The following is a 12,280-nucleotide window of genomic DNA, read 5'->3' on the forward strand; positions in this document are numbered from 1 at the left end:
TTGTTTTTTTTTCACTTAAAATTTGTACACAACAACTATCTTTGTGAAAATCGTATAGACCAAAATCCATGTTTCTAAAAAAAATAAAACCTTTCCTGTATTTAGGAGTTTTTTATCTGATTATTTCCTTGATTGTAAGGACAATATTCTTTTTTCATCCTATCACCACAGCCAGTTTCGGATTCTTTGAGATCATTAAAGTACTGTTTGTAGGTCTTATCAACGATATTTTTGTTTTTATCCTTGCCAGTGCGATCCTTGCACTCTACTTTTTATTCCTCTCCAACTCAAAATATAAAAAGCCTTACGGATATATTATTTTTGGAGCCTTGGTTGCATTTTTCTTATATATCTGGCTCATTCCGAACAATATTTTCAAGCAATATGGAGGCTCTGTAACGGAAGTAGCCCTTTCTTTTGTAGGAATAAAGACATTTCTATTCGGTTTGATGCTTTTCCTTCCTACACAAAGGATCAAGATCCGTAACGTTTTATATTTTATTACATTATTGCTGTACGTACTACTTATCATTTTCAATGGAGTAAGTGAATATTTCTTCTATAATGAATTCGGCGTACGTTACAATTTTATTGCTGTAGATTACCTAATATATACCAATGAGGTCATTGGAAATATTATGGAAAGTTATCCTGTCATTCCATTGTTTTCAGGAATAATGCTAGTTACATTAACGATTACCTGGTTGATCTATAAAAAAACAAAAGACGAATTACTGGAGCTTCCTAACTTTAAGCAGAAATTGATCTTATTAGGATCTTTTGCGTTGCTTTGTGCGATCAGCTTACTAACTCTGCCATCGTTAATGCAGATCAAATCTGACAACGTTTTTGCAGATGAAATTGAAGCCAACGGACTTCCTAAGTTCTACTGGGCATTCACTCATAATGAACTTGATTATTTCCAGTTTTACTCGCAGATTAATCAGCAACAGGCAGAGAAAAACTTCTTAAGCCAATATCCACAACATACTTTAGCAAGAAATATTGTAGCAGAACAACCGGAAGTAAAGAAAAATGTAGTTCTGATATCTATTGAGAGCCTTTCTGCAGATTTCCTTGAACACTATGGGAATACCCAAAAGATAACCCCTTTCCTTGATAGCCTTGCTGATAAATCTATGCTGTTTACCAACCTGTATGCCACAGGGAACAGAACGGTACGCGGATTGGAAGCTTTGACACTTTGTATTCCTCCTACAGCCGGAGAAAGTATCATCAAAAGAAATGATAATAAAAATAAATTCACTACAGGAAGTGTATTCAAATCAAAAGGATATGATGTTAAATTCCTGTATGGCGGTTATAGTTATTTTGATAATATGCAGGATTTTTTCGGTGGAAACGGATATGATATTGTAGATAGAAACAACTTTAAGCCTGAAGAAATTACTTTTGCCAATGTTTGGGGTGTTGCCGATGAAGATATGGCAAGAAAAGCCATTCAGGTAATGAATGCTGAAGCAAAGTCAGGCAAACCATTCTTCAATCATTGGATGACCGTTTCTAATCACAGACCTTTCACTTATCCTGATGGAAGAATTGATATTTCTGGAACTTCAAAATCACGTGAAGGAGGTGTAAAATATACGGACTACTCCTTAAAACTATTTTTCGATATGGCTAAAAAGCAAGATTGGTATAAAAACACAGTCTTTGTGATCATTGCAGACCACTGCGCCTCAAGTGCAGGAAAAACAGAACTTCCGATGGATAAATACAGAATCCCTGCAATGATATTTTCAGAAGGTTTTATCCAACCTCAGAAGTTTGATGCATTGATGTCTCAGATTGATGTGATGCCTACCCTTTTCGGATTATTAAATTTTAATTACCAATCTAAATTCTTAGGACAGGATGTTTTCAAACCCGAATTCCAGCCTAAAGCTTATATTGCTACTTACCAGGATCTTGGGTTTGTAAAAGATAATCGTTTAACCATCATTTCTCCGGTGAAAAAAGCAAAACAATACTCTCTGGAACTTGAAAAAAGTGATCTTGCCCCTGAATTTAAGTTGTATTATGATGAAAAGCTGTTGAAAAATACAGATCAAAAACTGGTAAATGATGCTATTTCAGCCTACCAGTCAACATCTTATTGGTTAAAGACCAAACAGCTTAATCGATAAGATAATTCTTTTATAAGGTAACTTAATAAACAGGCGTAAGCTTTAATTTTATAAATTTACAACACAAAAAACATATTATTATGAGATGGACAGACGATAGAGGCGGCAACGTTGATGATCGCCGTGGCTCCGGAGGCGGAGGTGGCGGTATGATTGTAGGCGGCGGACTCGGAACCTTAATTATAGCAGCTATTGTTTTCTTTTTGGGAGGTGATCCTTCCGGTATATTGAATTCCGGGAGCATACAATCTTCAGGAAATACAGGAGAAAAAAGAGAACTTACTGTACAGGAAAAACAAATCGGGGAAATGGTTGATATGATGTCTGGATGGAACACCCAAACCTGGAGTCAGATCTTTAAAGAAAATGGAATGAATTTTTCTGAACCTAGAATTGTACTTTTTGAAAATACAACAGATTCCGGATGTGGTACAGCACAATCTGCCATGGGACCTTTTTATTGCCCTGCCGATCAGAAAATTTATATGGACATGGAGTTTTTCAGTGAGCTGCAGCAAAGATTTGGAGCCAAAGTAACTGAATTTACAGTAGCTTATGTTCTTGCCCATGAGATGGGACACCACGTACAAACGCTTTTAGGAACTACACAAAAAGTAGATGCTTTAAGAAGAAGCGGAAGATATTCCGAAGCAGAGATGAACAGAGTATCCGTAGCTACAGAATTACAGGCAGATTTTTATGCTGGAGTTTGGGCTAAACGTACAGATGACTCTAAAAAAATTCTTGAGCCTGGAGACATTCAATCAGCTATAGATGCAGCAGAAGCTGTAGGCGATGATAATATTCAAAAAAGAGGCCAGGGATATGTGAATCAGGAAAGTTTTACTCACGGATCCTCGGCTCAGCGTAAAGAATGGTTTATGAAAGGATACAACACTGGCGATATCAGACAGGGAGATACTTTCAACCAGCTTTTAAAATAATAAATAGACTTACATTATAAACAAAAGCGCCAGTGAACTGATTCACTGGCGCTTTTTATTTATTGCAATTCGATTGGATTCGTATTTTTCTTAGCCTCCTCTTTTACCCTTTCTTCCATTCGTTTTCTCATATCAGCCGGGTTCTGATTACCTCCTCCTCCAGGGCCTCTTCCACCTCCTATTCGCATCGTTGTAGCCATATTCCCTGATCCTCCTCCCTGAGTCATAAATGACATGGGATCAGTCTTAAACTTTTGCTGCTGTTTGACAAAATCACTTCTTTTTACCTTCAAAGTATTTCCAAACTGGTTTAAGGCAGGAAGTTCAGCAATCTTGTAGTTCTTCATCAGATCAAATGAATAATCGCCTTTATCATCTTCAACTTTTACAATAAGCCCCGGAAGACCGCCAAACTTATAAGGGCCATCCTGATAAGGAAGATCTGTAGTGAACCATGCAGTCCACTTTCTTCCTGCAAAATCTGTTTCAGCTTTTTGCACCTTATACTCTCCTATTTTTGTAGTTTCCGAAGAAATTTTCCAGTTCAAAGGTCTGTCTTCCTCATACGAATAAATGTCACGTCCTATTCTGTCTTTAAAATAAGTCTTTTGGTTAGCTTTATCTTTCTCAACAGAATAATTGATGTTGGATTTTAATCCTTCCATCTGATCTCTATTGATACTTCCTCTTCCACCACCGCCTTGAAAGGCTTTCTGCATAATAGAATCTCTTTTGATCCTGTTTTCAGAATAAAAAATGGATTTATCCTGAGCAATATCAAGATATGCATTTTCCGTCTTAATGTCTGTTTTATTTTCAGCGTCCGGTTTCATCGTTACCTGATATACAAATCGGTTATTTTGTGCAGAAACCTGCTGTACAAACAACGCCAGAGCAATAACAACTAATTTTTTCATTTATATTTTTATATTTAATTCAATTCTATTGGGTTTTGATTTTGGATGATACCCCCATTCTTAAAAGTGGTATCTCCCATATTTGCATCTTGCATAGGAAAACTACGATTCCCACCCATACCATGATGCATTCCGCCACCAGAGTGACCGCCACCTCTCATACCTCCACCAGCATGTCTTCCATTCCCAGCATCACTATTTCCTTCCTCATTATTTCCCATACTTATATTCATTACTTTTCTGTTTTTACCAAATTCCAGTTCCAGAGCAGCCTTATCCCCATGAAAACTAACTCTTGTACTTTGTTTTGCTTCCGTACTTATTGGTTCTTCAAATGCATTATTAAGATTTATTTTTTGAACCAGATCAAATTTATAATCTCCTTTATCATCTTCCAGTTTCACAATCAGCCCTGGTAAGCCCGAAAATTTATACGGGCCATCAGAAACAGGAATATCTTTTGTAAACCAAGCCGTCCAGATCCTGCCACCAAAATTCACTACTGCTTTTTGAGCATTATAGCCATTTTGCTTTTCTACGGAATTGGAAATTACCCATTTAACAGGTCTGTCTTCCTGATAATAAATCTGTTTTCCAGCTACCTTATCATAATAATACACTTTCTGATCCGGAATACTTTTAGAGATAAAATAATCGAAGAAAGTGGGTTCAAAATGTTTTTTCCCTTCCATTTTTGAAAAATCTTTTTCTTCTTTTTTATTATTTTCTTTTACTGCAGATTTAAAAGAAGCAAAAAGAGAATCCCGTTTTAGCTTATTTTCACTGATGAATAATGAATGATTCCCTTTAATATCAAGAAATGTTCTTTCACTTTTCATACTTACCAGATTAATTGAGTCCGGATTCACTAATGTTGCATACACATATCTTATGGTCTGCCCATAGGACATTATTGTAAAAAACAATACACAAAAAACACTCAGTTTTTGTTTCATTATTCATTTTCTTTATAGATAAAAAATACGTTTCAAGGTTAAAGTCAAAAGCAAAATCACCTCTATCCAAGAAGAAAATTTATAGAACTTTAACATAAGTTCATCAGAAGAAAAATTGTCTATGAAGATCAGAATCATTAAAATAGATATCTTCGATTTGAGATTGCGGAAATTAGTTCGTATTTTTGCGTCATTAAATCATTCTAAATAAATACAATGATAAAAGTATCAGACTATGCAAAGGAGAAAGCCATCCAACTTATGACGGAAGATGGTTTTAACCCTGCTGAAGATTATATAAGAGTTGGGGTGAAAAGCGGCGGATGCTCTGGTTTAGAGTATGTTTTGAAGTTCGACAACCAAAAAACAGACACAGATCAGATTTTTGAAGATAATGACATTAAAATTATCATCGATAAAAAATCCATTCTTTATTTAGCAGGAACCACTCTTGAATATTCAGGAGGATTGAACGGAAAAGGGTTTGTTTTTAACAATCCGAACGCATCCAGAACATGTGGATGTGGAGAATCATTTAGTCTTTAGAAAAAGACATAAGATCCTAGACATCAGAAAATATGAGGTCTAAATCTGAAATCTAAAAAATTATAATGAGTAAATATACTGAAGACGATTTAAGAGTCGATCTAGAAAATAAAAAATATGAATTCGGTTGGGAAACCAAAATTGATTATGAAGATTTCCCGATTGGTTTAAATGAGGATATCATCCGTGCCATTTCCGCTAAAAAAGAGGAACCGGAATGGATGACTGAATGGCGTTTGGAATCTTTCAAAATCTGGTTGAAAATGGTAGAACCTAACTGGGCGAATATCAAATATGAAAAACCGGATTTTCAAGCTATCCGTTACTATGCCGCTCCAAAGGCTAAGCCGGAATTGGAAAGCCTTGATCAGGTAGACCCTGAATTATTGAAGACTTTCGAAAAGCTAGGGATTAATATCGAGGAGCAAAAAAGACTTTCAGGAGTTGCTGTAGATATCGTAATAGATTCAGTTTCTGTGAAAACAACATTCCAGGATACATTGGCAGAAAAAGGAATTATTTTCTGTTCCATTTCTGAAGCTATTAAAAATCACCCTGATTTAGTAAGAAAATATCTTGGAAAAGTAGTTCCCAGAGGAGATAACTTCTATGCAGCATTGAACTCCGCAGTATTCTCTGACGGAAGTTTCTGCTATATTCCGAAAGGCGTAAAATGTCCAATGGAACTTTCAACGTACTTCCGTATCAACCAGGCAGGAACAGGACAGTTTGAAAGAACTCTTGTGATTGCAGATGAAGGAAGTTATGTTTCTTACCTTGAAGGATGTACAGCACCATCAAGAGACGAAAACCAGCTTCACGCAGCAGTTGTAGAATTGATTGCGTTAGACAATGCTGAAATTAAATATTCTACGGTACAGAACTGGTATCCAGGAAATGAAGAAGGAAAAGGAGGGGTATTCAACTTTGTAACAAAAAGAGGTCTTTGCGAAAGAAATGCAAAAATCTCATGGACTCAGGTTGAAACAGGTTCTGCTGTAACATGGAAATATCCTTCTTGTATTCTGAAAGGTGATAATTCAATCGGAGAGTTCTACTCTATCGCGGTAACGAACAATCACCAGTATGCAGATACAGGAACCAAAATGATCCACATTGGAAAAAATACCAAGTCAACGATCATTTCTAAAGGAATCTCTGCAGGAAAATCTCAGAACTCATACAGAGGACAGGTAAAAGTAATGCCTTCTGCAAAAGGAGCAAGAAACTTCTCTCAGTGTGACTCTTTATTGATGGGTAACGAATGTGGAGCACACACATTCCCTTACATCGAAATTAAAGATCCTACTGCACAATTGGAACACGAAGCAACCACTTCGAAAATTGGAGAAGATCAGATTTTCTACTGTAACCAGAGAGGTATTGATACAGAAAGAGCAATTGCTTTGATCGTAAATGGTTTCAGTAAAGAAGTTTTAAATAAGCTTCCAATGGAATTTGCTATTGAAGCGCAAAAACTACTTGAAATTTCACTAGAAGGATCAGTAGGATAACAAAACATGATCGCTACAGAAAGATTAATTTTAAGAAAACCCGCAAAAGAAGATTTTGAAAGATTCTTCGAAATTAATCATGACCCTGAAACCAATATTCATAATCCAAGCGGACCGATGAGTTTTGAAAAAGCAAAAAGTACATTTACCAGAATGCTTGATCATTGGGAAAACCATCGTTTTGGAAGCTGGGCAATTGTTGAAAAAGACAATCCTGAAAATATAATTGGTTTTGGCGGACTGAGCTACAGACTCTACGGAGAAGAAGAAAAATTGAATTTAGGCTATCGTTTTGCTTCCCAGGCATGGGGGAAAGGATATGCCACAGAATTCACAAAGAAAGCTATAGATTTTGGATTGAATGAAGACAATAAAGAAGAAGTATTTGCCATTGTTCGTCCCAGTAATCTAGCTTCTGTTAAAGTTTTGGAAAAGGCAGGTATGATCAAAATCGGGACTCTGAATGATGTTCCTGGTCAACCTGAAAGTTTAGTATATAGAATTCAAAAATAATTTGTTTAAGCAAATAAAATGTTAGAAATTAAAAACCTTCACGCCAAAATTGAAGATGGCGCAGAAATATTAAAAGGGATCAACCTTGAAATAAAACCAGGAGAAGTTCACGCTATTATGGGGCCAAACGGAGCTGGTAAGTCTACCCTTTCTTCTGTAATCGCAGGAAAAGAGGATTACGAAGTGACAGGTGGAGAAATTATTTTCCAAGGAGAAGATATCATCGAAGATGCTCCGGAAGACAGAGCACACAAAGGAATCTTCCTTTCTTTCCAGTATCCAGTGGAAATTCCGGGAGTTTCTGTAACCAACTTCATCAAAGCTGCTTTAAACGAAACAAGAAAAGCTAACGGATTGGCAGAAATGCCGGCAAAAGAAATGCTTGCATTAATCCGTGAAAAATCTGAAAAATTAGGAATCAAAAAAGATTTCCTTTCAAGATCACTGAACGAAGGATTCTCAGGAGGTGAAAAGAAAAGAAACGAGATCTTCCAAATGATGATGCTTAACCCTAAATTGGCTATCCTTGATGAAACGGATTCAGGATTAGACATTGACGCTCTAAGAATTGTAGCTGATGGGGTAAATACTTTTAAAAACGAAGGAAACGCAGTTCTTTTGATTACTCACTATCAAAGATTACTTAACTATATTCAACCAGATTTCGTTCACGTTTTAGCTAACGGGAAAATCATCAAGACAGGTGATAAATCTTTAGCATTAGAGCTTGAAGAAAAAGGATACGACTGGCTTTTAAATTAATTTGAAATTTAATATTTGAGATTTGAAATTATGGCAACAATAAATAACTTTGAAGATTTAGACATATGGAAAAAATCCAGAGAGTTAAGCCAAAAAATTTTTATCTCACTAATACAAAGTTCAAATTGCAGTCAAAATATTAAAAATCAAATCGACCGTTCATCCGCTTCTGTCATGGATAACATTGCAGAAGGTTTTGAAAGGGAGGGAAATAAAGAGTTTATTAACTTTCTATCAATGTCAAAAGGTTCATGTGGTGAAGTAAGATCACAATTAATCAGAGCATTTGATAGAAATTTCATTAACGAACATGAATTTAATGATTTGAAAAAAGATTATGCGGATTTATCAAAAATGATTTCAGGATTTATGAAGTATTTAAAAACTACCGAACATAATGGAAATAAGTTTAACCGTCTATAATTTCAAATCTCAAATCTCAAATTTCAAATAAACAATGAGTTTAAAAGAACAAATCATCGAAAACCATAACGAGTTTTTGGAGAGCCTTCGTCACAGATTTTTGGATGACGATAGAAAAGCTGCTCTTCAGAAGTTTGAAGGTATTGGTTTTCCGACAAAAAAAGACGAAGAATATAAATATACCAATCTAAAGGAGATCACGGAAAAAAGCTACAACTTCTTCCCGAAAGAAAACCACAACATCACTAAAGAGCAGTTTGATGAATTGCATCTTGGTGAAGAAAATTTTGATTGGATTGTTTTTGTAAACGGTAAACTTCACAAAGAACTTTCAAAAGTTTCTATTGAAAATGTAGAGTTTCTTTCATTCAATTACGCATTGAATGATGACAAACATAAAGAGGTATTTGAAAAGTACTTCAACACAATTGCTTCTAAAGATTTAGCTTTCACCAACTTAAACCTGGCATACTGCAAATATGGTTTCTTTTTGAAAGTTCCTAAAAATGTAGTGATTGAAAAGCCTATTCATGTTTTCTACATTTCTCAGAATCAAGAGGAAAATACGTTCTACAATACAAGAAATTTATTAATCGTAGAAGAAGGAGCAAAAGTTGAGGTTATTGAAAGCCACCACAATTTTGATGACACGTATGTGTTCACCAACTCTGTGACGGAAATCTTCACGTATCCAAATGCAAAAGCAGACTGGCACAAACTTCAAAACGATAACAATACTTCTTACCTTGTAGACAATACCTTTGCAAAACAGGAGAAAGACAGTTTAACGACTGTAAATACCTTCTCTTTCGGAGGAAAACTGGTAAGAAACAACCTTGATTTTATTCAGAATGGATCCAATATCAATTCATTCATGAACGGAATCACGATTATCGGAAAAGATCAGTTGGTAGATCACCATACAGCGGTTCACCACAACTTCCCGAACTGTGAAAGTTACCAGAACTACAAAGGAATCTTTGATGGTAATGCCCATGGAGTTTTCAACGGAAAAGTATTTGTTGATAAAATTGCTCAGAAAACCAACGCTTACCAGCAGAACAATAATGTATTGCTAAGTGAAGGAGCAAGCATTGATACAAAACCTCAGTTAGAGATCTTTGCAGATGACGTAAAATGCTCGCACGGATGTACAGTAGGCCAACTTAATGAAGATGCCCTGTTCTATCTAAGAGCGAGAGGAATTTCTAAAAAAGAAGCTCAGGCATTACTTTTATATGCATTTGCTAATGATGCGATGCAAAATATCGATATTGAACCTCTAAAAGAGAAGATTTCAAAGCTTTTAGCAGAGAAATTAGAAGTTGATATAGAATTTTAAACTTTATATATATTGATACATAAAAAGCGCTTCATTTCTGAAGTGCTTTTTATTTTTGTGATGAACTATTGCCGTTCTTATTTTTTCAACCAGCTTTGATTATCCTTATTTTCTGAACGTTTCTTTCCGTTATCAAAATTATAAGCCAGGCCAACTCCTAATGTCTGTTTCAACTGGGTTTTCCATATCTGGTTGTGATCATATAATAGATCCAGTGTTACATTCGTCGAAATATATTTATTGATTTTCATACTTAAAACACCACTATACCCAAGAACTAACCTTTCCGGATGATCCAGGTAGTTAGAGAATACGGAAGCAGTATTAAGTAAAGTAATGTTTTCCATAATTTTCAGCTTATACATTGCTGTTCCCAAGAAACCGAATTGGAAAAGAGAAGAATCTCCGTCATTTTTAAGGCCGTAAGTTCCTGCTTTTTGAAGATCTTCATCCAATACGAAAGTCCATCGGGCATTTGCAGGACGCATTGTCACTGTAAAATTATCATTGGGACGGTAAGTAACCCCTGCTCCCAGATTCAGATAACCTGGAGCCATAAAGTTGGAAATTTTCTTGGCGTCAGGATTATTCCCGTCTTCATACCCTGCAGCAAATTGAGTCTGAAGACCTGCTCCTGCAGAAAAATACCAGTGCTTAGCGAATTCTCTACCATAGTTTGTAGATAAATTGATAACATCCTGGGTTTTTCTTACTCCAGTACCTTGTGTGTTGTTTTGTCCATAACCAAGAATAATAATGTTTTCCCAAAGATCTTTTCCTTTTTCATATGTAAGGTTATAATTGACACCGGCAAGCCAACCTACGTTATTGGCTCCACCTCCTACCCAATTGGAAAAAGCAGCCTGATTAAGCATTAAAGTATTTTGTCCCTGGATAGACCAGGCTTTAACAGTATCTGCTGCAGGAGCATCAGTTTTGGCTTCTTGCGCCATAGACATAGCCCCAAAAGAAATGGAAGCGATTAATAAAACTTTTTTCATAATTAACGATTTCCTACAAATGTATAAATAATAATTTATGCCTGAATAAAACTCACCTTAAAATGAATTGAATCGCACGATATATAGAGAAGCAACACCATGAAAATAAACCTTTTAAATAACCATCCAATACATAGCAAACTTAAAGCAACTTAAAAACCTGAAGTTTTAAAAACAAAAAACACCTCATTTCTGAAGTGCTTTCATTATTGAATTTTGATTGTTTGGTTATTTCTTTATCCACCATTGGCTATCTTTACGATCAGAACGTTTTACTCCATTATCCAGAGTATAAGCAAAGCCAATTCCCAGTGTTTGTTTTAACTGTGTTTTTTCAATCTGATTATGATCATACAGTAAGTCTAATGAAATATTAGATGAAATATATTTATTAACTTTTAAATTAAGGAGCGCTCCGTAGGCCAATACAAGCCTGTCAGGACGATCCAGATAATTTGAAAAGACAGAAGCGGTATTTGTTAAATAAATATCTTCCATAATTTTAAGTTTGTATACCGCTGTTCCCAAGAAACCGAACTGTAATAATGAGGTAGCTCCATCACTTTTTAGACCATAATTTCCGGCAAGCTGAAGCTCTTTATCCAATACAAACGTCCATCTGGCGTTGGTAGGACGTAAAGTTACCGTTAAGTCATCATTTGGCCTGTAGGTGATCCCCATACCGACGTTCAGATAGCCCGGCGCCATAAAGTTTGAGATTTTTTTCGCTTCCGGATTATTACCGTCTTCGTATCCCGGAGCAAACTGAGACTGTAAACCTGCTCCTAGAGAGAAGTACCAGCTTTTGGAGAACTTTCGCCCATAATTAGTAGAAACATTGATAACATCCTGAGTTTTTCTTATTCCCAATCCTTTGGTGTCGTTCTGCCCGTATCCAAGAATAATAATATTTTCCCAAAGATCATTGTCTTTTTCATAGGTTATGTTATAATTGGCACCAGCAAGCCAACCTACGTTATTGGCTCCCCCTCCTACCCAATTCGAGAAGGCTGCCTGATTAATCATTACAGTGTTCTTTCCTAGTACCGACCAGTATTTTACTGTATCTACCACGACGGAATCTTTTTTTAATTCTTCTTGTGCACTTACATAAATCCCCATAAATATGGAAAGAATCAATAAAAACTTCTTCATTACTCTAAATAATTTCAATGCAAAAATATTAATATAATTTTTTTTTGAAAACAAATTCAG

At 35.7% G+C, this 12,280-nt stretch carries 12 protein-coding genes; 8 read left to right on the forward strand and 4 right to left on the reverse strand.

The features are described from left to right. Positions 1 to 68 precede the first annotated feature (68 nt). Entirely contained in the window at positions 69 to 2,147 is a 2,079-nt protein-coding gene (locus tag H5J24_RS22500) for an LTA synthase family protein (protein ID WP_068940806.1), read from the forward strand. 80 nt (positions 2,148 to 2,227) lie between these two features. Next, positions 2,228 to 3,091: a KPN_02809 family neutral zinc metallopeptidase gene (gene ypfJ / locus H5J24_RS22505; RefSeq protein ID WP_068940808.1), complete on the forward strand. Its 864-nt coding sequence runs from the start codon at positions 2,228 to 2,230 to the stop codon at positions 3,089 to 3,091. A gap of 59 nt (positions 3,092 to 3,150) precedes the next feature. On the opposite strand, the gene H5J24_RS22510 is transcribed toward ypfJ, so the two are convergent. Continuing rightward, positions 3,151 to 4,008, reverse strand: a complete 858-nt coding sequence (locus H5J24_RS22510; protein WP_068940810.1) for a GLPGLI family protein — start codon at positions 4,006 to 4,008, stop codon at positions 3,151 to 3,153. A 14-nt stretch (positions 4,009 to 4,022) separates the two neighbouring features. Then, entirely contained in the window at positions 4,023 to 4,964 is a 942-nt protein-coding gene (locus H5J24_RS22515) for a GLPGLI family protein (RefSeq protein ID WP_082811031.1), read from the reverse strand. A gap of 216 nt (positions 4,965 to 5,180) precedes the next feature. Between H5J24_RS22515 and H5J24_RS22520 the strand changes: the two genes are divergently transcribed. The 6 genes from H5J24_RS22520 to sufD all read left to right on the forward strand — a co-directional run bounded on the left by H5J24_RS22520 (position 5,181) and on the right by sufD (position 10,064). Then, positions 5,181 to 5,510, forward strand: coding sequence for a HesB/IscA family protein (locus H5J24_RS22520; RefSeq protein ID WP_047098035.1), 330 nt, complete (start codon positions 5,181 to 5,183; stop codon positions 5,508 to 5,510). A 65-nt stretch (positions 5,511 to 5,575) separates the two neighbouring features. Beyond that, positions 5,576 to 7,024, forward strand: a complete 1,449-nt coding sequence (gene sufB, locus H5J24_RS22525) for a Fe-S cluster assembly protein SufB (protein WP_068940815.1) — start codon at positions 5,576 to 5,578, stop codon at positions 7,022 to 7,024. A 6-nt stretch (positions 7,025 to 7,030) separates the two neighbouring features. After that, complete coding sequence (locus tag H5J24_RS22530) at positions 7,031 to 7,537, forward strand: GNAT family N-acetyltransferase (RefSeq protein ID WP_068940818.1); 507 nt, start codon at positions 7,031 to 7,033, stop codon at positions 7,535 to 7,537. Positions 7,538 to 7,555: 18 nt separating this feature from the next. After that, the gene (gene sufC / locus H5J24_RS22535) at positions 7,556 to 8,299 is read left to right on the forward strand and encodes a Fe-S cluster assembly ATPase SufC (RefSeq protein ID WP_068940820.1); all 744 of its coding nucleotides are present in this window, start codon (positions 7,556 to 7,558) and stop codon (positions 8,297 to 8,299) included. Positions 8,300 to 8,329: 30 nt separating this feature from the next. Further along, a complete protein-coding gene (locus H5J24_RS22540; protein ID WP_068940822.1) occupies positions 8,330 to 8,722 on the forward strand; it encodes a four helix bundle protein in 393 nt (130 codons plus the stop codon). A gap of 34 nt (positions 8,723 to 8,756) precedes the next feature. Then, positions 8,757 to 10,064 (forward strand): Fe-S cluster assembly protein SufD, encoded by a 1,308-nt coding sequence (sufD, locus tag H5J24_RS22545; protein WP_068940824.1) that lies wholly within the window; start codon positions 8,757 to 8,759, stop codon positions 10,062 to 10,064. A 77-nt stretch (positions 10,065 to 10,141) separates the two neighbouring features. On the opposite strand, the gene H5J24_RS22550 is transcribed toward sufD, so the two are convergent. Both H5J24_RS22550 and H5J24_RS22555 read right to left on the reverse strand, forming a co-directional pair. Beyond that, positions 10,142 to 11,065, reverse strand: coding sequence for a DUF3078 domain-containing protein (locus H5J24_RS22550; protein WP_068940826.1), 924 nt, complete (start codon positions 11,063 to 11,065; stop codon positions 10,142 to 10,144). 228 nt (positions 11,066 to 11,293) lie between these two features. Further along, positions 11,294 to 12,220 (reverse strand): DUF3078 domain-containing protein, encoded by a 927-nt coding sequence (locus tag H5J24_RS22555; RefSeq protein WP_068940941.1) that lies wholly within the window; start codon positions 12,218 to 12,220, stop codon positions 11,294 to 11,296. Between the last annotated feature and the right edge of the window lie 60 nt (positions 12,221 to 12,280).

This window comes from Chryseobacterium capnotolerans (genome assembly GCF_021278965.1).
Taxonomy (GTDB): Bacteria; Bacteroidota; Bacteroidia; order Flavobacteriales; family Weeksellaceae; genus Chryseobacterium; species Chryseobacterium capnotolerans.